The 21,367-nt window shown below is 73.8% G+C and carries 17 protein-coding genes; 7 read left to right on the top strand and 10 right to left on the bottom strand.

Translation table 11 applies throughout. The annotated features are described in order from the left end of the window. The first annotated feature begins 446 nt into the window (after positions 1-446). From ACSNOK_RS15185 to ACSNOK_RS15200, 4 genes are all read left to right on the top strand, one after another. On the top strand, positions 447-1,949 hold the full coding sequence (locus tag ACSNOK_RS15185; RefSeq protein ID WP_436781187.1) for a Cys-Gln thioester bond-forming surface protein: 1,503 nt from the start codon (positions 447-449) through the stop codon (positions 1,947-1,949). Between the two features lie 180 nt (positions 1,950-2,129). After that, positions 2,130-3,794, top strand: coding sequence for an energy-dependent translational throttle protein EttA (ettA, locus tag ACSNOK_RS15190; protein WP_436781188.1), 1,665 nt, complete (start codon positions 2,130-2,132; stop codon positions 3,792-3,794). A gap of 1 nt (position 3,795) precedes the next feature. Further along, on the top strand, positions 3,796-4,242 hold the full coding sequence (locus tag ACSNOK_RS15195) for an acyl-CoA thioesterase (protein ID WP_436781189.1): 447 nt from the start codon (positions 3,796-3,798) through the stop codon (positions 4,240-4,242). Beyond that, positions 4,239-4,994 carry a hypothetical protein gene (locus ACSNOK_RS15200; RefSeq protein ID WP_436781190.1) on the top strand — a complete coding sequence of 252 codons (756 nt, stop codon included), beginning with the start codon at positions 4,239-4,241 and terminating at the stop codon, positions 4,992-4,994. The genes ACSNOK_RS15195 and ACSNOK_RS15200 overlap by 4 nt, the downstream gene beginning before the upstream one ends. Before the next feature lie 145 nt (positions 4,995-5,139). Here the strand turns inward: ACSNOK_RS15200 and ACSNOK_RS15205 are convergent, their stop codons facing one another. The 10 genes from ACSNOK_RS15205 to ACSNOK_RS15250 all read right to left on the bottom strand — a co-directional run bounded on the left by ACSNOK_RS15205 (position 5,140) and on the right by ACSNOK_RS15250 (position 19,006). Further along, positions 5,140-5,544 carry a globin gene (locus ACSNOK_RS15205; RefSeq protein WP_436781191.1) on the bottom strand — a complete coding sequence of 135 codons (405 nt, stop codon included), beginning with the start codon at positions 5,542-5,544 and terminating at the stop codon, positions 5,140-5,142. A 70-nt stretch (positions 5,545-5,614) separates the two neighbouring features. Further along, positions 5,615-6,523, bottom strand: coding sequence for an FHA domain-containing protein (locus ACSNOK_RS15210; protein WP_436781192.1), 909 nt, complete (start codon positions 6,521-6,523; stop codon positions 5,615-5,617). Between the two features lie 70 nt (positions 6,524-6,593). After that, positions 6,594-7,916 carry a VWA domain-containing protein gene (locus ACSNOK_RS15215; protein WP_436781193.1) on the bottom strand — a complete coding sequence of 441 codons (1,323 nt, stop codon included), beginning with the start codon at positions 7,914-7,916 and terminating at the stop codon, positions 6,594-6,596. Between the two features lie 110 nt (positions 7,917-8,026). After that, entirely contained in the window at positions 8,027-9,298 is a 1,272-nt protein-coding gene (locus ACSNOK_RS15220) for a protein phosphatase 2C domain-containing protein (RefSeq protein ID WP_436781194.1), read from the bottom strand. Between the two features lie 3 nt (positions 9,299-9,301). Next, the gene (locus tag ACSNOK_RS15225; protein WP_436781195.1) at positions 9,302-11,860 is read right to left on the bottom strand and encodes a tetratricopeptide repeat protein; all 2,559 of its coding nucleotides are present in this window, start codon (positions 11,858-11,860) and stop codon (positions 9,302-9,304) included. Continuing rightward, positions 11,857-13,182 (bottom strand): hypothetical protein, encoded by a 1,326-nt coding sequence (locus ACSNOK_RS15230; protein WP_436781196.1) that lies wholly within the window; start codon positions 13,180-13,182, stop codon positions 11,857-11,859. Before ACSNOK_RS15230 ends, ACSNOK_RS15225 begins: the two co-directional genes overlap by 4 nt. A gap of 306 nt (positions 13,183-13,488) precedes the next feature. Beyond that, complete coding sequence (locus ACSNOK_RS15235; RefSeq protein WP_436781197.1) at positions 13,489-14,514, bottom strand: glutamate ABC transporter substrate-binding protein; 1,026 nt, start codon at positions 14,512-14,514, stop codon at positions 13,489-13,491. Positions 14,515-14,708: 194 nt separating this feature from the next. Further along, entirely contained in the window at positions 14,709-16,013 is a 1,305-nt protein-coding gene (locus ACSNOK_RS15240) for a hypothetical protein (protein ID WP_436781198.1), read from the bottom strand. A 570-nt stretch (positions 16,014-16,583) separates the two neighbouring features. Beyond that, entirely contained in the window at positions 16,584-17,726 is a 1,143-nt protein-coding gene (locus ACSNOK_RS15245) for an N-acetylglucosamine kinase (protein WP_436781199.1), read from the bottom strand. A gap of 26 nt (positions 17,727-17,752) precedes the next feature. Continuing rightward, positions 17,753-19,006, bottom strand: a complete 1,254-nt coding sequence (locus tag ACSNOK_RS15250; RefSeq protein ID WP_436781200.1) for a 6-phospho-beta-glucosidase — start codon at positions 19,004-19,006, stop codon at positions 17,753-17,755. A gap of 107 nt (positions 19,007-19,113) precedes the next feature. Between ACSNOK_RS15250 and ACSNOK_RS15255 the strand changes: the two genes are divergently transcribed. The 3 genes from ACSNOK_RS15255 to ACSNOK_RS15265 form a co-directional block, all read left to right on the top strand. Continuing rightward, positions 19,114-19,614 carry an FBP domain-containing protein gene (locus ACSNOK_RS15255; protein ID WP_436781201.1) on the top strand — a complete coding sequence of 167 codons (501 nt, stop codon included), beginning with the start codon at positions 19,114-19,116 and terminating at the stop codon, positions 19,612-19,614. Positions 19,615-19,665: 51 nt separating this feature from the next. Continuing rightward, positions 19,666-20,517, top strand: coding sequence for a helix-turn-helix transcriptional regulator (locus ACSNOK_RS15260; protein ID WP_436781202.1), 852 nt, complete (start codon positions 19,666-19,668; stop codon positions 20,515-20,517). A gap of 44 nt (positions 20,518-20,561) precedes the next feature. Further along, positions 20,562-21,367: glucose 1-dehydrogenase (locus ACSNOK_RS15265; protein ID WP_436781203.1), on the top strand; the 806-nt coding region annotated here is incomplete at its 3' end.

Consider the following 21,367-nt stretch of genomic DNA (forward strand, 5'->3'; position numbering starts at 1 on the left):
GGGATGGCCGACGTGTCCGGTGGGGCGGGCGTCGCGGCGGGTGGGGAAACCGTCGTGCCGGCCAAGGGGATCGGCTCGGCGGCTCGGGCGGGAGGCCCGCCGTAGGTGAGTGGGTGGCGGGCCGTCAGGTGGGGGATCAGGGCCGACCGGCGTGCCTGACGATGTTTCGGTGAGTGGGGCCGTGGGTAGGTTCTGCGGCTCGTTGGCGGTGGGCGGGCGATGAAGTGGGCCATTTGTCCGGGCAATTTGTCGATAAACCCGGACTGAACACCTGGTTCCGATAACGATTCCGATTCGGATCGACCGCCCGCAAGGCGTGCGTGACATCCGCGTCCCGCCCGCTTCATAGGATCCCCCACACGTACCAACGGGGGCTGCTGCTTTTGAATTGCCCGGCGTGTCGCGCGAGGCCCTGCGACGGCTCGCGCGCGCCCGAAAGGAAGTCCATGAGCTCTGAAACGAGGCGGTGGCCCGTGCGCTCCGCCGCGGCCGTCCTGGCGTGGGCCCTCGCCCTGGTGGGTGCGGTGTCCGCGTCCGGCGCGGCGGTGGCGGCCGAGGCGGCGGAGGCGCCGCAGCACGCGGGGGGCGTCAGCGCGGTGCTGGGCGGTCAGACGGCGGCCAGCGCCGGGGCGCACATCAAGAAGGGGAGCGCGTCGGTACCCGTCTCGGCCGGGCTGTTCGAGATGAAGGTCGACGGCGGGGGAACGGTGCAGACCTACTGCGTCGACGCCGACACGGCGACCGTCAACGGTGCGAAGTACCGGGAGGTGAGCTGGGGCGAGTCCTCGCTCCAGCGCAACCGGAACGCGGGCAGGATCCGGTGGATCCTGCAGAACTCCTACCCCCAGGTCGACGACCTCCCCGCGCTCGCCGAGAAGTCCGGGGCCGGCACCCTCGACCCCGCGCTCGCCGCGGCCGGCACCCAGGTCGCCCTCTGGCGCTACTCGGACGGCGCCGACGTCCGGGCCGACCACCCCGCCGCCCAGAAGCTCGCCGACTACCTCTACAAGAACGCCGAGGACCTGGCGGAGCCGAAGGCGTCCCTTTCGCTGGACAAGCTCGCCGTGTCCGGCCGGTCCGGCGGGCGGATCGGCCCGGTCACCGTCCGGACCACCGCGGACAGCGTCACCCTCACCCCCACCGCCGAGGCGGTCGCCCGGAACATACGGATCGTGGACAAGGCCGGCAAGCCCGTCACCACCACGGGAAACGGCGGACAGGTCTACTTCGGGGTGCCCGCCGGAGCTCCGGCCGGGACGGCCGGGGTCACGGCCACCGCCACCACCCAGGTCCCGGTCGGCCGGGTGTTCACGGGTGACCGGGTCCGTACGCAGACGATGATCCTGGCCGGCTCCAGCCGGAGCACCGCCACGGCCGGAGCTGTCGCCGCCTGGGCGGACAAGGGCGCCGCCCCCGCGATATCGGCCCGGAAGAACTGCGCCAAGGGCGGCGTCGAGGTCACCGTCGGCAACAAGGGCGACGCGCCCTACGCCTTCCGGATAGACGGAGCGCCGCACACGGTGAAGCCGAACGCGTCCGAGACGGTCCTGGTCAAGGTCCCCGAGGACCAGGCGTACCGGATCACGGTCAGCGGGCCCGACGAGTCGTCCACGATCTTCACGGGCGTGCTCGACTGCCGGACCGGGGACGCCGCCGTCCGGACCGCTCTGGAGAGCAAGGACGCGACGGCGTCCGGTCCGCCGCCCTCCCCGTCCGGTACGCCGGGCGGGCGGCCCGGGGACGGCGGTGCGGGGCGCGACCGGGCCGGTGACGGCGCCGGAGGACTCGCGGCCGGGGACGCGGCGGACCGTGATCTCGCGGACACCGGCGGCAGTGGCACCACGCCGGCGGCCGTGGGGGTCGCGACGGCCCTGGTGCTGGTCGGGGGCGCCACGGTGTTCCTGCTGCGACGCCGCAAGGCCGCCGCTTCCGAGGCGTCCGGCGACTGACGCCCGGCCGGGCGGGACCGGGCTCCGGCCGCCCCCGCCGGTGTGCCGGGGGCGGCGGGCCGCCCCCGGCCGTGCCGAATCGCGTTTTCGCCCCGGGCCGCCGGTACGGCAAGATGGGTGTGTCTGCCCTCACGCGGCGGAGCCGCACATTGGCCCTTCTCGAATGCCGGACGGTTTCTCTTGGCTGAGTACATCTACACCATGCGCAAGACGCGCAAGGCGCACGGCGACAAGGTCATCCTCGATGACGTGACGCTGAGCTTCCTGCCCGGTGCGAAGATCGGTGTGGTCGGCCCGAACGGCGCCGGTAAGTCCACCGTCCTGAAGATCATGGCCGGACTGGAGCAGCCCTCCAACGGCGATGCCTTCCTGTCCCCGGGCTACACGGTCGGCATCCTGATGCAGGAGCCGAAGCTCGACGAGTCCAAGACGGTGCTGGAGAACGTCCAGGACGGCGTCGCCGAGGTCAAGGGCAAGCTCGACCGGTTCAACGAGATCGCCGAGCTGATGGCCACCGACTACTCCGACGCGCTGCTGGAGGAGATGGGCAAGCTCCAGGAGGAGCTGGACCACGCCAACGCCTGGGACCTCGACGCCCAGCTGGAGCAGGCCATGGACGCCCTGGGCTGCCCGCCCGGCGACTGGCCGGTCGTCAACCTCTCCGGTGGTGAGAAGCGCCGCGTGGCCCTCTGCAAGCTGCTGCTTGAGGCCCCCGACCTGCTGCTCCTCGACGAGCCCACCAACCACCTCGACGCCGAGTCCGTGAACTGGCTGGAGCAGCACCTCGCCAAGTACGCGGGCACCGTCGTGGCGATCACCCACGACCGGTACTTCCTCGACAACGTCGCCGAGTGGATCCTGGAGCTCGACCGCGGCCGCGCCCACCCCTACGAGGGCAACTACTCCACCTACCTGGAGAACAAGGCCGCCCGTCTGAAGGTCGAGGGCCAGAAGGACGCCAAGCGCCAGAAGCGCCTCAAGGAAGAGCTGGAGTGGGTCCGCTCCAACGCCAAGGGCCGCCAGGCCAAGTCGAAGGCGCGTCTGGCCCGCTACGAGGAGATGGCCGCCGAGGCCGACAAGATGCGGAAGCTGGACTTCGAGGAGATCCAGATCCCGCCGGGGCCGCGTCTGGGCAACGTCGTCGTCGAGGTCAACAACCTGTCGAAGGCGTTCGGCGACAAGGTCCTCATCGACGACCTGTCCTTCACCCTGCCGCGCAACGGCATCGTCGGCGTCATCGGCCCGAACGGCGCCGGCAAGACCACCCTGTTCAAGATGCTCCAGGGCCTGGAGAAGCCGGACTCCGGCACGATCAAGGTCGGCGAGACTGTCAAGATCTCGTACGTCGACCAGGGCCGTTCCAACATCGACCCCAAGAAGACGCTGTGGGCCGTCGTCTCCGACGAGCTGGACTACATCAACGTCGGCCAGGTCGAGATGCCGTCCCGCGCCTACGTCTCCGCGTTCGGCTTCAAGGGCCCGGACCAGCAGAAGCCGGCCGGTGTGCTCTCCGGTGGTGAGCGCAACCGCCTCAACCTGGCGCTCACCCTCAAGCAGGGCGGCAACCTGCTCCTCCTCGACGAGCCGACCAACGACCTCGACGTCGAGACCCTGTCCTCGCTGGAGAACGCGCTGCTGGACTTCCCCGGCTGCGCCGTGGTCGTCTCCCACGACCGCTGGTTCCTCGACCGCGTCGCCACCCACATCCTGGCGTACGAGGGCGACTCCAAGTGGTTCTGGTTCGAGGGCAACTTCGAGTCCTACGAGAAGAACAAGATCGAGCGGCTCGGTCCGGACGCGGCGCGTCCGCACCGCGCTTCCTACAAGAAGCTCACCCGGGGCTGACGTGGCGCGCCGCACCTACTCCTGCCCGCTGCGCTGGTCCGACATGGACGCCTTCGGCCATGTCAACAACGCGGTCTTCCTCCGGTACCTGGAGGAGGCCCGGATCGACTTCCTCTTCGGCTCGGAGTTCGGGAAGGGGGAGCACTCGTTCTCGGACGGGTCCGTCGTGGCCCGGCACGAGATCGACTACCTGCGCCCGCTCGTCCACCGGCCCGAGCCGGTGGTCATCGAAAGCTGGGTGACGCACGTCTCCCGCGCCTCGCTGACCATGTCCTACGAGATCAAGGACGAGCGGCAGGTCTACGCCCGGGCGTCCACGGTCGTCGTGCCGATCGACCGGGAGACCGGGCGGCCACGGCGGATAACGGACGCCGAGCGGGAGCTGCTGGCCGGGTTCCGGGACGAGGAGTCCGTCCCGGACGGTGTCGAGGGGGCCGTCGCCGTATGACGGCGGTCCCGGTTCCGCCGCCTGCCCCGGCCTCGTCCGGGCGGGGGCCGCGGCTGCGGTTCGCCGACGCGCGGGAGGCGGCCGACCTGGCCGCCTTCCTGGCCCGGCTGATCCACTACGACCGGGCCGCGGCGGTACGGCTCCAGGCGGCCGGCGGGGTGCTCGGCGTCTTCGGGCGCCCGCCGTCCTTCGAGGTGCTCGCCATCCGTACGGCCCGGCTGGCCGACGAGGGCGGGCTCGACGTGACCGTGTCGGCCGGGCGGCTCGCCGACGAGATCGACGCGGGCGTTCCGGCCGGCGGTGGGCTTGACGTCGCTGTCCCCGAGACCGTCACCGGGCCGCCGTGGGCCGGTGTGCTGCCGCCGCGCGGCGGCTGGCGGCGGGTGCCCGGGCTGCCGTCGGTGGAAGAGGTGCGCGGCGTCGTCGCCGCGGCGGTCGGGGAGTTCCGGGCGCGCGACGAGGCGTTGCCCGCGCAGCGGCGGAACCGGGCCGAGCGGGATCGGATCGGGCGGGAGATCTGGTCGCGGACGCTTGGGGAGGCGGGGGTGCCTTTGCGGGTGGTGCACGCGGCTCAGGCTCTCGGGTTTTTGCGGCCCGTGCGGGTGCCCGCCGCCGCGGGGGCGGGCGGTGCCACCGGTGTGGAGCCTTTGGCGCTCTTCGCCGTTGGCGGGTGGTTGCGGTTGCGGACGCCTTATGGGTCCGTCGCGGTGCGGACCGGTGGGGTCGGGGGGTTGAGCGTCACGCCCGCGTGACGGGCTTGGAGAATGCCCCTGTCCCGCCCCTTCCCGTTTCTTGCAGGGGCTGCGCCCCCGCACCCCCGAGCGCGCCTGCGGCGCGCGTCCTCAAACGCCGGACGGGCTGGAGGGGGTGGGGGCTGTCCTCAAGCGCCGGACGGGCTTAGTCGGGGGTGTTGATCATTGTTGCCGCCGCGTATGTCAGGTAGCGCCACAGTTCGTCCGCGTGTGCCTGTGAGAGGTTCAGGCTGTCCACCGCGTCCCGCATGTGGCGGAGCCAGGCGTCGTGGGCCGCGCGGTCGACGGTGAAGGGGGCGTGGCGCATGCGGAGGCGGGGGTGGCCGCGGTTCTCGCTGTAGGTGCGGGGGCCGCCCCAGTACTGCATGAGGAAGAGGGCCATGCGCTCCTCGGCGGGGCCCAGGTCGCCCTCGGGGTACATGGGACGGAGCAGGGGGTCCTCGGCCACCCCCTCGTAGAAGCGGTGGGCCAGGCGCCGGAAGGTCTCCTCGCCGCCGACCTGCTCGTAGAAGGTCTGCTCCTGAAGCGTGCCGCGCCGAATCTCATTCACCCTTCCATGGTCGCAGACCACCCGGCCGAGGACTCCCGGTGTAGGACTCCTCGGCCGGAACAGGGCGGTGTCAGCCGCGCCGGACGGTGATCGTCGTCCAGGCGCCGACGTGGACCCGGTCGCCGTCGTGGAGCGGGACCGGGACGTAGGGCTGGATGGGATCCTCCGAGCCGTTGATCGTCGTGCCGTTGGTGGAGTCCTGGTCGACCACGGCCCAGCTGCCGTCCGGCTGCTCCACCAGCACGGCGTGCTGGTGGGAGACGCCCGGGTCCTCCGGCGGGCGGGAGAGGTCGATGTCGGGGGACTCGCCCGTGCTGTGCCGGCGGCGGCCGATGGTGACCTGCGGGCCGGTGAGGCGGCACTGCTGCTCGGGTGAGTAGGCGGGCAGGTTCAGCCCGGCGGCCTCCGGGCCGCTGCGGTTCATCATCGACCGGAAGTAGTCGCGGTCGGGAGCTATCACCGCGATCCAGCCGGCCGGAGCCGGGGCCGCCGCCGGCGGGCCGGGGTCGTACGCGTAGGGGTTGTCCGGCGCCGGGGCGGGCGGGGGCAGCATCCAGTCGCCGTCGCCGTCGAGCCCGGGCGAGGTGTGCTGCGGAGTGAGCGGCTCCGCCGGGCGGTTGATCCGCGACGGACGGGAGCCGTGGTAGTCGAAGGTGTGCGGCGGGGTGGGCTGCGGTGGCGGGGGAGGAGCCGACTGGAAGCCGTGGGGCTGCGGCGGCGTCACGTACGGCGAGGCGGTCCCGGTCAGGAAGTTGTACGCGCACTCCTCGCAGAACGGCGCCTGCGCCTCGCGGGGCGTGCGGCACTGCGGGCACAGCTCAGCCTGCATGGTGGCCTCCGCGGTGCCGCCGGGATAGGAAGGCGGCGCCGGTGGCGGGGGGACGGCACCCGTGGGGGCGGAGACCCCGGTCATCCGGTGGCCGCACACCTCGCACCAGTCGTCGGCCACCGACTGGTGACCGTTCGGGCAGGTCGGCATGTCGGTCGTTCCCCCTCTTGCGCCGTTTCCGGAGTTTCCATGACCTTGCGGTGTTCGCCCGGCCGGCGTGCTACTTCTTCACGCGGACCGTCTTGGTCGAGCGTGTCTCCAGTGTCTTCTCCGCCTCGGCCGAGACCTTGGCCTTCAGCCGCACAGTACCGTTCACCGCGTCCACCACGTCCACCACCTTGGCCAGCAGTTTCGCGGTGTCCTCGTTGCCCGAGCGGCTGGCGAGCTGCACGGCGCGGCCGAGCTTGGCGGTGGCGCCGTCGAGGTCGCCGGACTTGCGCAGCTCCAGGCCCTGTTGGATGGCCTGCGCGAGCTCGGCCTGGCCGGTGTAGTGCGCGACCTGCGGGTTGATCGTGGTGGAGGCGGCCAGGTCGTCCGTCCACACGGCCCGGACGAGGCCCTGGGCGAGGACGTCCGCCGAGCCGTCGCGCGTGGGCCGGACCAGGGAGGCCCTGGCGGCCAGCATCTCCCGGCCCACGCCGGCGTCGGGTACCCGGACGCACACGTGGTAGTCGCGGGTCTCGTCGCCCCAGGAGCCGGTGGGGTAGTCGCCGGCGCGGGGGCCGGCCTCGGTCCGACGGTCCGTCAGGTCGCGGACGACGGGGGCGACCTGCTTCACGAACCGCACTTCGGCGCCCTGCGGGGTCCACAGCCTGAGGGAGACGTCGGCGAGCTCCTTGCCCATGACGTTCTCCATCATCCCGGTGAAGTCGGCGGCCAGGCCCGTCGGGTCGGCGACGATGTCGGCGGTGCCCAGCAGGGCCGAGGCTATGCCGGTGACCTCCTTGACCTCCCAGTCCGTCCCCACGCCCCGCGCGTCACAGGTGAACCGTCCGGCGCAGGCATCCAGGGAGGCGCGCAGGGCGTCCGGCTCCTCGTGCTCGTTGCGGCCGTCGGTGAGCAGGATGCCGTGGCGTATGGAGGCGTCGGACGAGGCCAGCAGCCGGTCGGCGAGCCGCAGCCAGGTGCCGATGGCCGTACCGCCGCCGGGGCTCAGTTTGCGCAGCGCCTCCTTCGCCTGGGCGCGGGTGGTGGCGTCGGCGACGGCCAGCCGGCCGAGCCCGGGGTAGACCTCCTTGGCCTGGTGGGTGCCGGCCACCACCGCGAAGGAGACGCCCTCGCGGAGCACGTCGATCGCCGCGGCCGTGGCCTGCCGGGCGTTGCGCATCTTGGCCGGCGGGTAGTCCATCGAGCCGGAGCAGTCCACCATGATCACCACGGCGGTGTCCGGCGCCGACGCGGCGGACGGGCCGGTGGCCGGTCCGCCTCCGGTGGACGTCACGGTGACGATCGCGTTCACCTCGCGCCCGCCCTCGGGCAGGTACTCGTTCTGGTACACGTCGACCGAGAAACGCGGCACGTCCGGCTTGGACAAGTTCGACATCCGATCCGCTCCTTCGCACTCACCTGGTCACATGGCGACCGACGGACGGACGGACGCGCGCGGCGCCTCCCCCGGCACCGGCGTGCGGTTCCCCCCGTGACGCTCGGGCGTCAGGCCGTCCCCGGGCCCGCCGGGCGGGCGGGGAACGGCAGTACCGCAACGGTTACGTTGTCGTGGCCCCCGCCGTCAAGGGCGTAACCGACGAGCCGGCGCGCGGTCTCCAGGGGCCGCTCGCGGGCGTCGGAGGGGACGACGGCGGCCATCCGCTCGGCGGTCTCCGCGTAGTTCCACAGGCCGTCGGTGCAGACGACGACGACGCCCGGGCGGTCCGGCTGGAAGGCGGCGGTGTGCGGCTCCACCTCGTAGGCGTCCGCGCCCAGCCAGCCGGTGATGGCGTGGGCGCGCTCGTCCGCGTACGCCTCCGCCTCCGACAGCAGGCCGGCCGCCACCATCTGGGCGGCCCAGGAGTCGTCCTCGGTGAGCCGGGCGGGCTGGGCGGCGCGGTCGTCGGGGACCCAGTAGGCCCGGCTGTCGCCGACCCAGCCGACGGTCAGCAGCTCGCCGGTGATGACGGCGCTGACGATGGTGCAGGCCGGGGCGTTCTCCTGCTGGTGGTGCCGGTGCTCGCGGGGGCGGCGGCCGGTCTCCGCGAGGGCGTCGACGGCCCGCGCCGCGTCCAGGATGGCCTGGTGGGTGGCCTCCCGCGGCGGGGTGCCCGCCGCTACGGCCGCCTCCAGGGAGGCCAGGGCGCCGGCGCTCGCGGCGGTCGACGCCTCGTCGGAGCGGGCGGCGGAGGACACGCCGTCGCAGACGACGGCGAGCACGGCCGGGCTGCCGTCGGGCTGGGCGGTGGTGGACACCGCGAAGGCGTCCTCGTTGCGGTGGTGGCGCAGGCCGCGGTCGCTGACCGCGGCGACGCCCGGCGTCTCGTGCTCCATGTGATCCCGTTCGCGCGGCTGTGCATGCCCGCAGTGCTCGCAGTACCCGTCGTCGTCGATCATGCCGGACCGGCAGGCCCCGCAGACGCGCCGGCGGTCCGTCGCGCCTGTCGCGCCTGTCGCGTCCGTCGTCCCTGTCGTGCCGGAAGCCCACGGCGCCCCGGGCGCCCCGGGCGCCCCGGGCGCCCCGGACACGCCGGCCGGCGGGAGTCCGGCCTGGCCGGGGACGGCCGGTGCCCCGGGCGCGGCCGGCCGGTGGTCGCCGGACTCGCGGTAGCGGACGGCCCGCCGGGGCTCCCCGGCCGTACCGCCGGGGGAGACCGCCGCCGAGGCCGCCGCCGCGAGGTCCGCGCCGCAGCCGCCGCAGAAGTTGTCGGCGGGGTCCAGCGGCTCATGGCAGACGGGACAGGCCGTCAGCTGTGCGGATTGCGGCAGTTGCGACATCGATCACACCCATGTCCTGGGGCGGAAGCGGTTGGCCCGTTCCACCAGTTCGATCCGTTCCCCGCCGTCCCGGGCGAGGCGTGCGAGCACGCGGTACGAGCCTTCCAGCCCGAAGCGCAGGCTCCGTTCGTCCGTGCCGGAGCCGAGCAGGACGGTCTGCCGGCCGTCCGCGACCGGCGCGCCCGCGCGGCCGGACAGCACCCAGTCCAGGGCGGTGCCCAGCACCTCGGTGGCCAGCAGCTCGCGGCGCTCCGGGTCCAGGCCGACCTCGGCCAGCCGCTCGACCTGCGCGGCGGCGGCCGTCAGGTCGTCGAGCAGGTGCTCGTGCGGTGACCGCCGGCGCAGCCGGGCGCGGACCGCCGCGACCCGGGCCGCCGTGAAGTGGATGGACGATTCCGGCACGGACTCCAGCACCTCCACCGCGCCCGTACGGTCACCGGCCGCCAGCCGCACCCGCGCCAGCCCGAAGGCGGCGCTGACGAAGCCGGGGTCGGTGCTCCACACCAGACGGTAGTACTCGGCCGCGTTGTCGAGCTGGCCCAGCACCTCCGCGCAGACGCCGAGGGCCAGCTTGGGGGCCGGCTCGCCGGGGAACGCGTCGTAGACGGCGTCGAAGGAGAGCGCGGCGGTCTCCTTGTCGCCGGTCACCAGCGCGTACAGGCCGCGGTACCAGACGATCCGCCAGTCGTCGGGGTACTCCGACTCCAGGGACGCCATCGCCTTCCCGGCGTGCACGAGCTCGCCGAGCTCCAGTTGCGCGCGGAAGCGGCGCAGCCGCAGCTCCAGGGAGTTGACGGGGGCGGCCTGGAGGGCGGCGTACGTCTCGGCGGGCCGCGCGGAGAGCAGGCCGGCGAGGAAGCCGGCGTTGGGGTCGGCCGGGTCGGTCATCGGGACGGGCAGCGCGAACGCGGCGGCCGGCACGTCGAGCGGTGCGAGGGCGGGCGGTCCGGGCGGCGGCGCGGCGGCGAGCGGGGCCGCCGGGCGGGGGGCCCGGGACAGGACGGAGCGGGAGGCGCGGGCGCCGAGCACCGACGGATCCCGGCCCTCGTCCTCGAACAGGACGGTGTCCACCACCCGCGGCTCCGGCCCGAACAGCGTGGACAGGGCCGGGCGCGGGGTGCCCGTCTGGAGCGACACGACCTCCCGCAGGACGCCCGTGAGCTGGTCGGCCATCTCGGCGGCCGAGGAGAACCGGCGGGCCGGGTCGGGGTCCGTGGCGCGCACCAGCAGCCGGTAGAACGACTCGTACCGGCTGAAGACCTCGATGTTGTCCGGGTCGGGCAGGCTGTCGACGAAGACGTTGGTGTAGCCCTGGAAGTCGAAGGTCAGGACGGCGAGGGTGCGGGCCACCGTGTACAGGTCGGAGGCGACGGACGGGCCGACCTCGGCGACCTCGGGCGCCTGGTAGCCGACCGTGCCGTAGATGGCGCTCTCGTCGTCGTCCATCCGCCGGACCGCGCCCATGTCGATCAGCTTGAGCTGGTCCTGCTGCTGTATCGCGTTGTCGACCTTGAAGTCGCAGTAGAGCAGGTTGCGGCTGTGCAGGTGGCCGAGCGCCTCCAAGGCCTCGATGCCGTAGGCGCAGGCCTGTTCGACGGGGAGCGGGTCGCGCCGGCCGTCGGGCAGCCGGCGCTCGTTGGCGATGTCCTTGAGGGACTTGCCGCCGACGTACTCCATGACGATGTAGCCGTCGAGACTGCCGGTGCGCTGGTCGAGGTGCTCGACGAAGTTGTAGATGCGGACGATGTTGGCGTGCTCGATCTCGGCGAGGAAGCGCCGCTCGGCCAGGGCGACGGCGAGCGCGTCCTCGTCGCCGGTGTCGAGCAGGCCCTTGAGGACGACCCACCGGTCGGAGACCGCGCGGTCCATGGCCAGGTAGATCCAGCCCAGACCGCCGTGGGCCAGGCAGCCCGCCACCTCGTACTGGCCGTGCACCACGTCGCCGGCGCGCAGCTTGGGGACGAACGAGTAGGGGTGGCCGCACTTGGTGCAGAACCCCTCGGTCCGGCCGGGGCGGTCGCCGCGCGAGCGGCCCACCGGCTCGCCGCAGTCGCTCTTGCTGCAGAACCGCTTGCGCTCGGGCACCTCCGGGTCGGCCAGGACGGCCGTGCGGGGGTCGGGGCGCGGCACGCCCGGCATGCTGATGAGGCCGGCCCCGAGGCGGTTCCGGGCGGAGGCGGCGGTTCCGGAGCGTGAGCTGCGGACGGACACCGAGCGGGACGCCGCGCTTCCGCCGCCCAGCGTGGAGCGCGAGAGCCGGCCCGAGACGGACCGGCGGGACGGCGTGGAGCGCGCCGAACGGGAGGAGCGGGAGGAGTGGGACGAGCGGGCGGATCCCGCTGAGCCCGGTGTTCCTTTGGATCTCGTCGACCCTCGTGATCCCGTGCCGCCGCCCGTGCCGCCGGCGACGATGCCGGTGGGCGGCGAGGAGAGCGTCCCCGCGGACGGGACGACCGGCGCGAGGCCGCAGGTGTCGCAGTACCTCTCGCCGCCGCCGACGTCCTCGTAGGTGCCGCCGCAGCCCGGCCGCCGGCAGGCGTCGGTGCCGTTGTCTCCGTTCATCTTTCCCCCCTGTGGTCGTGGACGCTGTGGCCCGGGCTTCCGTTGCCCGGCGGGGCCAGGGAACCGGCGACCGCCTGCTGGTAGCGCAGGACGGCCTGTTCGGCGGCCACCAGGTCGCAGGGGGCGGTCCAGAGCATGCGGCGGGCGGTGTCGTACCGCTCGCCGAGGTACGGATCCTCCGCCAGGCCGTGGCGGCCGGCCTTGGCCCGGTAGGCGTCCAGCCGGCCGCGCAGTTCGGCCCGGACGGCCAGCGGCGCGGTGACCGCGGTCAGCGAGGCGCGGGCGCGCAGCAGCTCTTCCTCGGCGCGTTGCTCCAGGCTCTCCAGGAGCGGCGAGAGCCGGTGCCAGCGGGCGCGTCTGCGGTGTTCGGCGGCGGCGGACAACTGCTCGTAGAGGGCGGTCGGCGGGCCGGAGACGGCCGGGACCTCCGAGGCGGCGATCTTGGACAGCACCTCGACGCGGGCCTGCCGGGCCTCCTCCAGGGTGCGGTCCGCCCGGGAGAGGACGTCCCGTACGCGCATCAGCCGCTGCTCGGCGTCCTGCCGGACCGTCAGTACCGCCTCGATCTCCCGCCGGACGTCCTCCAGGGCGCGGGCGGCGCGGTCGTAGCGGGTGGTGTCGGTACGGCCGCCGCCCGGCGCGGAGCTGGGGGAGGCGCCGGTCCAGAAGGCCAGGGGATCGGATATCACCTCGGCGCGGAGGGCGGTCAGCTCGCGGGTGATCTCCTCCAGGTCGTCCCCCGAGGGGTGTTCGCCGGGGCGGACGCCGACCGAGTGGGCCAACGAGCGGGTGCGCCGGAGCTCGGCGGCGAGCAGGTCGATCCGGGCGGGGAGCGCGGACCAGACGGCGTCGGCGACCACGACCACGTCCAGGGCCTGGGCGTACCAGCCGTTCATCCGGTCGACGAGCTCTTCGAGGGTCAGCCGCTCGCTGAGCTTCGCCGCGCCGCCGAGCGTGGTCAGCCCGGCGGCGGGGTCGCCGCCCGGCAGGGTGATCCGGGGGCCGCGCAGCAGGTCGGTGAGTTCCGACAGCTCGCTCTGATGCGGCCAGCGGCGGCGGGAGCGCAGCTCGCGGGCGCGGGTGAGGGCCTGGGTGTAGGCGTCGAAGTACGTCCAGAGCCGGTTGACGAGCTGTTCGGCGACCGCCCAGCGGGCTTTGGTGACGCCGGACAGCTCGGCGCCCTCCAGCAGCCGGCGGCCGGCGTGGTCCTGCAGGGCGAGCAGGGAGGACTCGACGGCCTCGTGCTCCGCGCCGAGCCGCGCCAGCGCGCGGTCGACTTCCTCGCGGCTCAAGACCGGCCCGGTGGGCCCCGCGACCGCCATCGGTCCCCTCTCCTGTCCGCGGCCCGCGCCGCTTCGTACCGGTGCTGTGCCGGGAGCCCGTCGGTCGGTCTCCCGGTGCTGCGTTCCGTCCGCTCCGTTCCCCGCTTCCGCCCTCTTCCGTTTGTTGCCCCTCAGGTTTCGCTTTCCCCCGCTTTCCGGCGTCTGTCGTCGTCTTCCGGCGTCTTTTGTTGTGGTGTTCTCCCGTATTTCACCCCGGCGTTCCTTCCCTCCGTGTGCGGCGGCGGGCCGTCCGGGGTCTGCCGTCCGCCGGGCGCGCGGATGCCCCCGGGGCGGCGCCGGCGCCCGTCAGTCCCGGTACTTGGGCTCCGGGGGCGCCGTGATGCCGAGGTCCGCGCGCGCCAGCCACTGGCGGTAGGCCTGCATCCAGGGGCTCGACGCGCCGCCGGCGCGGTAGTCGTCCAGCACCGCGTTGACCCGGCGTACCAGGTCCTCGTCCCCGCGGTTCATCGCCACGCCGTAGTACTCGGTGGTGAACGGTTTGCCGACGAGTACCACGGACGGGTCCTGGGCCGCCTGTCCGGCGCCCAGCGCGTTGTCGGTGAGGATGGCGTCGACCTGGCCGAGCTGGAGCCGTACCAGGCAGTCGAGTTGGTTCGGGACCTTGGTCACGTTCGCGGACGCCGCCCGCTTCGCCAGCTCGGACTCGGCCGTGGAACCGGCGGCGGCGCAGACCTTCCGCCCGGTCAGGGAGCCGTCGTCGATGCCGGTGACCGGCGACCCCTTGGGCACCAGAAGTTGCTGCCCGGCCTGGAAATAGGCCGTGGAGAAGGCAACTTCCCTGATCCTGTCGCAGCTGATGCTCATCGTACGGGCGACGATATCCACCTTGCCCGACTTGAGGGCGGGAATGCGCTGATTGGTGGGGATGGCCAGGAACGTCACCTTGCCCGGATCGCCCAGGATCGCCTTGGCGACGGCCCGGACCAGGGCGATGTCGAAGCCGTCGAGCTTGCCCGTGGCCGGGTCGCGATAACCCCAGCGGTAGCTGTTCTGGTCGACGCCGGCGATCAGCCGGCCGCGCTCCTTGATCCTGCGCACGGCCGGGCCGTCGGCCGTGGACGGGCGCAGGCTGGCCTCGGGGTCGGCGCAGTCCGCGGCGCGCGCCGCCGCGGCCGGGCGCGCGTCCCTCGCCGTCGTCGCTGCCGTCGCCGCCGTCGCGCTCCGGCCGCCCGCCCGGCCCGGTCCGGCGCCGGGGAGGAGCAGCGCCGCGACCGCGGCCAGGGCGCACGTCACCAGCATGGCCACCGTGGCCCCGAACACCGCCCGGGCGGTCCGGCCCGGCCGGGCCCTTCCGATGTGTCGACCGCGCATGGTCCCTCCCCCGTTCACCTTCGCCGTCCCGTCGGCCCCGGACGTTCCCGTCGTCCCGCCGACCGCCGATGTCCGCGCTGCCCCTGGTTTCTCCGTCGGCCCTGGTGCTTCTGGTTTCTCCGCCGGCCCCGGGGTCCCCGCCGTTCCTGGCGCCCCTGGTTTCTCCGCCGGCCCCGAGGCCCGCGCCGTCCCGTTCATCGGTACTCCGAGAGCCTGCGGCCGATGCCCGTCACCACGGCGGCCGCGCCCAGCACGGCGAGGACGCCGGCGCCCGCCGCCAGCCCGGTCAGGGCGTCGCGTCCGTCGTCGGAGGCCCGCCGGAAGTCGTCCTTCTCGTGGTCGAGCGCCTTCCGCAGGGCGGTGTCCACCCGGTCGAACGACTCGCCCGTGCTGTTGCGTTCGCCGATGACCTGCGGCAGCGCCTTGTCGTAGTCGCCGGCGACGTCCGCCGCGCGGGCCGCGCCGTGCCGCCGCCGCCATTCGCGCACCCCGTCGATCGCCTCCGTCACCGGGGCGCGGCCTTCCGCGCCGTCGGCCAGGGTCCTCGCCCGGTCCAGCAGGCTCCCGGCGGCCGGGGCGTCACCCGTGCCGCCGAAGAGGTCGCTCATCTCCCGCCCGTAGCCCTCCTCGTAGGCGTCCTTGCCGTCGCCCGTGAGGACGGCGCCGCGCGCCACCAGCGACAGGCTCTCGGCGCCGTGCGCCTGGAGCGCGCTGATCCGGGCCGTGCCGATCACCTGGAGGGACTTGGCGCCGTGGTCGTACGAGTCCCGCAACTCCGCCCGGGCCAGGCCGTGGCCCACCCCCAGCCACACCAGCACCACCAGGGTGGCCGCCGTCGCGCCGAGCAGTCCGCGGTCGAACACCCGGTTCGTCCGCAGGTACGCGCGGCGCTGCGCCCAGCCCAGCGCGCCGAGCGCGAGGAGGCCCACGGCTATCGCGGCCCAGGGCGGTTCCTCGGCGTCGGAGTAGTCCGCCTCCAGCCGGTCCCGCTCCGCCTCGTACAGCCGGCGGGCGGCGGGCAGCAGGTCCTCGCGCATGCGGTCGCTGGCGTAGCGCAGGTAGGCGCCGCCCAGCGGGAGGCCCTGCCGGTTGTCCGCCCGGGCCTGCTCGACCAGGCCGGTGTACACGGGCAGCCGCTCGTTCAGCGTCGCTATCTGCCGGCGCTCGGCGGGGGAACCGCCGGTGTTGGCCGCCGCCTTGACCAGCAGCCGGGAGGCGGTGGCGATGTCCTTCTCGTACCGCTGCCGGACCGCGCGGGTCTCCTGGGAGCCGGCGAGGAAACCGGTGGCGGCGGTGGTGTCCGCGTCCGCCAGCGAGGCGTAGATGTCCGCCGCCGCGGCGCTCAGCGGCTCGCTGCGTTCCACGACCGCGTCGGCCGCCCTGGACCGGTCGGTGACCTGCCAGGCGGTGACCGCGCCGAAGAGGACCAGCACCGCGGCCAGTACGGCTCCGATCACCCGGAGTCTGCCCGGCTCCGTGCGCGTCGCGGCCGTCCGCATCCGGGCGAACTGCGCGCGCCAGGCGGCGCGTTCCGACCCGCGGGCCGGAACCCCCCTCGGCCCCGGGCCCGTTCCCGGTCCCGGTGGCGCGGCTGTCCTGAGCGGTTGTGACACGAGACCTCCCCCTTGGTCGCCGGTGGTACCCGTCACCGCCGGGCGCGCGACGGGACGGGGCACCTGGCCAGAAGTATGGCGGCAGGGACTGACAAAGACACCACCACTTCGCGATCTTGTTCGGATCGCGATCCCCTGCGGGTGCCGCCGGCCGGTCTTCTGTGCAGGTGTTCACGCGACGCGGGTGCCGCCCGGTTCCGCACCGGGCGGGCGGGCCGGACGGGACGGGGGCCGACGTCGGCGCTCCAGGGGGGTGGGGCGGACGGGCTTGCCGGCGCCTTGCGACCGCCCCGTCTCGGTTCCCTGTACGCCTGCCGATTCGGCACCCGCCGGTTCCGCGCCGGCCGGCTGTGCGGCCGTTCGCTTTCGGCTCGGCCGTGCCTGACCGGCTTCCGCCTGGCCCGGGTCGCGATGCCGGCCTTCCGCCGCTGGCCGGCCCGCGTGCCCGTCCTCGCCCTACGCCCACCGGGCCCGCAGCGCCGCGTACCCCGCCGCCTCCGCGCCCAGTCGGTCCAGGGCGAGCAGGGCCGCGCCGAGGACCGGTGGGGCCGTGACCACCACCGGCTCGGCCCAGGGGGCGGAGGCCGCCAGTCCGCGGATCACGTCGTCGTGGAGGAGCGGGTGGCGGGCCGCCAGGACGCTGCCGCCGAGCACGACGGGCACCCGCTCGCCCAACAGGTCCAGCCGGCCGAGCGCCGTACGCGCCATGATCACGACCTCCTCGGCCTGGCGGGCGACGATCGCCCGGGCGACCGCGTCGCCCGCCGCCGCGACGGCGAAGAGGACCGGGACCAACTCGTGCCTGCGCGCCCGTTCGACGACGCCCAGGTGCAGCGCCTCGATCAGTTCCGGCATGCCCGGCAGCCCGAAGTGCGCGGGCAGGGCGGTGGCCAACTCGCTGGGCTCGCCCCGGCCGTCGGCGGCGCGGGCCGCCCACCACAGGGCCTCGCCCGACAGGTGACCCCCACCGCCCCAGTCGCCGGAGATCCTGCCGAGGGACGGGAACCGGGCGGTACGGCCGTCCGGCGTCAGCCCGGCGCAGTTGATGCCCGCCCCGCACACCACGGCGACGCCCTCGGGCGCGGCGCCGTCCGGCAGTCCGGCCCGCAGCAGGGCGAAGGTGTCATTGACGACGGTGACCGTCCGGCCCCAGCCGTACCGCTCGATCTCGGCGGCCAGCCGTTCCTCCTCCACCGGGAGGTCCGCGTTGGCGAGGCAGGCCTGGACGTGGTCCACCGGGGGCGCGCCCGCGTCTACGCCCGCCGCCACGACGAGTTCCGCGAGGCCGGCCACTGCCGCCGTCACCCCGTCGGCGTGCGGCCGGAACCCTCCACCGCGCGCCGTGCCCAGTACCCGGCCGGCGGTGTCCACCAGCGCCACGTCCGTCTTGCTGTTGCCCGCGTCCACCGCCAGTGCCGTACGGGGGCGCTGCCCGGCGCCCGGACCCCCGCCGCCGCGCGCGCCGTCGTCCGCGCCCGGGCTGCCGGGCGTGCCGTGAGGCGTGCTGTCGTGCGTAGGGGAGCGTCCGCCGGGACGCGCGCCCTCACCCGGGTCCGGGCCCGCGCCCGTGCCCGTACGCGCCGTTTCTTCCCCCTCCATCACGCCCGCCTCCCTCGCCGCTCCCGTCACGCCCACGCCAGGTGATGGCGGTTGTGCGCGATCAGGGCGTCCGTCAGCCGGTCCGCGGTCTCGTCCTGGCCGATCAGCGGGTGGGCCAGCAGCGCCTGGAACACCCGGTCCCGGCCGCCCTCCAGGGCCGCGCGCAGGGCCAGGTGCTCGTACGCCGTGACGCCCGCGACCAGGCCGGAGAAGAGAGGCTCCAGGGGGCGTACGGGAAGCGGGTGCGCGCCGTGGGCGTCGACCGCCGCCGGGACCTCGATCACCGCGTCGTCCGGCAGGAACGGCAGCGTGCCGTTGTTCAGGGTGTTGACCACCTGCACCTCGCCGGTGTCCCGGAGCAGTGCCGAGGTGAGGGCGACGGCCGCTTCCGAGTAGTAGGCGCCCCCGCGCTTGGCCAGCAGCGCCGGTTTCTCGTCGAGCGCGGGATTCCGGTACATCTCCAGCAGCTCGCGTTCCATCGCGGCCACTTCCTTGGCCCGTGACGGCTTGGTGCGCAGCTCCTCCACGACCTCGTCGTGCCGGTAGAAGTACCGCAGGTAGTAGGAGGGGACGGCGCCCAGCCGGGCGGGCAGTTCGCGTGGCAGGCGCAGGTCGGCGGCGATGGCGTCGCCGTGTTCGGCGAGCAGCCTGGGCAGGACGTCCACGCCCCCGACGCGCACCTCGCGCTCCCAGGTGAGGTGGTTGAGGCCCACGTGGCCGAGGGTGACTTCCTGCGGGGTGACGCCGAGCAGGGCGGCGAACTTCCGCTGGAATCCGACGGCCACGTTGCACAGCCCCACCGCCCGGTGGCCGGCGGTGAGCAGGGCCCGGGTGACGATGCCGACCGGGTTGGTGAAGTCCACGATCCAGGCGTCCGGGCTGCGCCGCCGGACCCGTTCGGCGATGTCCAGCACGACCGGGACCGTCCGCAGCGCCTTGGCCAGGCCCCCGGCGCCGGTGGTCTCCTGGCCGACGCAGCCGCACTCCAGCGGCCAGGTCTCGTCCTGCGCCCGGGCGGCCTGTCCGCCGACGCGCAGTTGCAGGAGGACGGCCGCGGCGCCGTCGACGCCGGCGTCCAGGTCGGTGGTCCAGGTGACGCGGCCGGGATGTCCCTGGCGCGCGAAGATGCGGCGGGCGAGGCCGCCGACCGGCTCCAGCCGGTCCGCCGCCGGATCGATCAGCACGAGCTCGTCGACCGGGAGGACCGCCCGCAACCGGGCGAAGCCGTCGACGAGTTCGGGGGTGTAGGTCGAGCCTCCGCCGACCACTGCGAGTTTCACGGGATGAGACCTCTTCGCGTCACGGGTGAGGGAGCGGACAGGAAGCGGAACGGGACGAACGAAATTCGCATGACGTCACAACGGGCACACTGTTAACTTCTCGCCCCATGGAACCACTTGGCGAGAACGAGATACGAGCCTCTTTCATCAATTGCTCGAAAGGTGAGGCCCGCAGGATCAGCCTGCCCCGGGGACTGGCCGAACTCCCCTGGGCGGATCTGGACTTCCTGGGCTGGCGCGATCCCGGCGCCCCCGACCGCGGCTACCTCGTCGTCGTCCGCGACGGCAAGCCCCAGGGCATCACGCTGAGGGTTCCCCAGGGCGGTCCGCGCAGCCTCGCCAAGACGACCATCTGCTCGTTCTGCCTGACCGGCCACCCCGGCTCCGGCGTCTCGCTGCTCGCGGCGCGCAAGGTCGGCGCTTCCGGGCGCGACGGCAACACGGTAGGCGCCTATATGTGCGCCGATCTGGCCTGCCCGCTGTATGTGCGCGGCAAGAAGGTGCCGGAGTTCAGCGGGCCCCGGTACAAGGAGTCGTTGAGCGTGGACGAGCAGGTGGCGCGCATGCTCGGGAACGTGGACGAGTTCCTGCGGAAGGTGGGCGCCTGAGCGGGGGCCGTCCCGAAGGGCGTTGTCACACCCGTCAGTTACGGTGAGTGCATGGCCACCGACACGCCTTCCGTCTCCGGTCGCCGCGAGCGCCTGCGCGGCTTCCTGCGCAGCCGCCGGGCCCGCCTCGCCCCCGAGGACGTGGGGCTGCCCCCGGCGGCCCGGCGCCGTACGCCCGGGCTGCGGCGCGAGGAGGTCGCGCTGCTGGCCGGGGTGGGCGTCTCCTGGTACACGTGGCTCGAACAGGGGCGGTCCATCAACGTCTCCTCCGACGTCCTGGACGCGATAGCCCGCGCGCTGCGGCTGGACGAGCCGGAGCGCGAGCACCTCTACCTGCTGACCGGGCTCAATCCGCCGCCTCGGGCCGGCGTCCCCCGTCCCGAGGCCACGCCCGAGCTCCGGCGGCTGATCGAGGCCTGGTCGCCCCGGCCGGCCGTGCTGCTGGACCGCTACGAGAACTTCGTGGCCGTCAACGACGCGGCCCGGGCGGTGTTCGGCTACACCGACGCCGACCGCAACTGCCTGGTCGCGTTCTTCACCAACGACCGCTACCGGGCGCTGCACGTGCGGTGGGAGGCCGTCGCTCCCGGGGTGGTCGCCGCCTTCCGCGCCGCCGCGGCGCGGCATCCCGGAGATCCCGGGTTCGACCGGATAGCCGACGGGCTGTGCGCGGCGAGCCCGGAGTTCGCCGCGCTGTGGGCGCGGCACGACGTCGGGGTGACGGCTCAGGTGGTGAAGGCGGTGTGCCATCCGGAGGCGGGGGAGCTGGTCTTCGACACGACCACGCTGTCCCTGCCGGACCGGCCCGGTCTGCACGTGGAGCTCCAGAATCCGCGGCCGGGGAGCGGGACGGCGGAGCGGTTGGAGCGGCTGGTGGCGGGGGTAGTGGTGGACCCAGGATGAGTGAGCACTGTCAGGGGTGAGCGCCGGGCGACAGGCTGACGTCCATGACCAGCACCGCTTCCCCCATTCCTTTCCGTTTCGACGACAAGTCTCTCCGTTTCGACGGCAAGATCGCCCTCGTCACCGGTGGTGCCCGCGGCATGGGCCTCGCCGCCGCCCGCCGGCTGCTCTCCGAGGGTGCCCACGTGGTCATCACCGGCCGTGACGGGGCCCGGCTCGACGCCGCGGTCGGCGAGCTCGGCGGCCCGGAGCGCGTCCACGCGGTACGGGGTGACGTGTCGCGCGTCGCCGACGCGGACGCTCTGGCCGCGGCCGTCCGCGAGCGGTACGGGCGGCTGGACGTGGTCTTCGCCAATGCCGGCGTCGCCTCGTTCGCGCCCATCGGCGAGGTGAGCGAGGCCGAGTTCGACCGGGTCGTCGGCACCAACCTCAAGGGGGTCTACTTCACCGTCCAGCGGACCCTGCCCCTGCTGGCCGACGGCGGCGCCGTCGTCATCAACGCCTCCTGGACCGCGCATCGGGGGCTGCCCGCGGCGTCCCTGTACTCCGCTACGAAGGCGGCCGTGCGGAGCCTGACGCGGACCCTTGCCGCTGATCTCGCGCCGCGGCGCATTCGCGTGAACTCGGTGAGCCCCGGTTACATCGAGACGGACATGTACCGGGCGGCGGTGTCCTCCGCGGAGGAGGAGGCCGTGGTGGGGCGGGTGGCCGCGGGGCGCGTCGGGGCGGCGGAGGAGGTCGCCGACGCTGTCGCCTTCCTGGCGTCGGGGGAGGCTTCGTATGTCAACGGTCAGGATCTGGTGGTGGACGGGGGGTTGGTGACGGTCCAGGTGGCTGTCTCTTATACACA

Origin of the sequence: Streptomyces sp. URMC 126 (assembly GCF_051386555.1) — a bacterium.
In the GTDB taxonomy this organism is placed as follows: Bacteria; Actinomycetota; Actinomycetes; order Streptomycetales; family Streptomycetaceae; genus Streptomyces.

Excerpts from the sequence above, each read along its gene's own strand:
- ACSNOK_RS15200 (WP_436781190.1), top strand. The coding sequence starts at position 4,239 with ATGACGGCGGTCCCGGTTCCGCCGCCTGCCCCGGCCTCGTCCGGGCGG.
- ACSNOK_RS15255 (WP_436781201.1), top strand. The coding sequence starts at position 19,114 with ATGGAACCACTTGGCGAGAACGAGATACGAGCCTCTTTCATCAATTGC.
- ACSNOK_RS15260 (WP_436781202.1), top strand. The coding sequence starts at position 19,666 with ATGGCCACCGACACGCCTTCCGTCTCCGGTCGCCGCGAGCGCCTGCGC.
- ACSNOK_RS15240 (WP_436781198.1), bottom strand. The coding sequence starts at position 16,013 with ATGCGGACGGCCGCGACGCGCACGGAGCCGGGCAGACTCCGGGTGATC.
- ACSNOK_RS15230 (WP_436781196.1), bottom strand. The coding sequence starts at position 13,182 with ATGGCGGTCGCGGGGCCCACCGGGCCGGTCTTGAGCCGCGAGGAAGTC.
- ACSNOK_RS15225 (WP_436781195.1), bottom strand. The coding sequence starts at position 11,860 with ATGAACGGAGACAACGGCACCGACGCCTGCCGGCGGCCGGGCTGCGGC.
- ACSNOK_RS15185 (WP_436781187.1), top strand. The coding sequence starts at position 447 with ATGAGCTCTGAAACGAGGCGGTGGCCCGTGCGCTCCGCCGCGGCCGTC.
- ACSNOK_RS15220 (WP_436781194.1), bottom strand. The coding sequence starts at position 9,298 with ATGTCGCAACTGCCGCAATCCGCACAGCTGACGGCCTGTCCCGTCTGC.
- ACSNOK_RS15215 (WP_436781193.1), bottom strand. The coding sequence starts at position 7,916 with ATGTCGAACTTGTCCAAGCCGGACGTGCCGCGTTTCTCGGTCGACGTG.
- ACSNOK_RS15245 (WP_436781199.1), bottom strand. The coding sequence starts at position 17,726 with ATGGAGGGGGAAGAAACGGCGCGTACGGGCACGGGCGCGGGCCCGGAC.
- ACSNOK_RS15235 (WP_436781197.1), bottom strand. The coding sequence starts at position 14,514 with ATGCGCGGTCGACACATCGGAAGGGCCCGGCCGGGCCGGACCGCCCGG.
- ACSNOK_RS15210 (WP_436781192.1), bottom strand. The coding sequence starts at position 6,523 with ATGCCGACCTGCCCGAACGGTCACCAGTCGGTGGCCGACGACTGGTGC.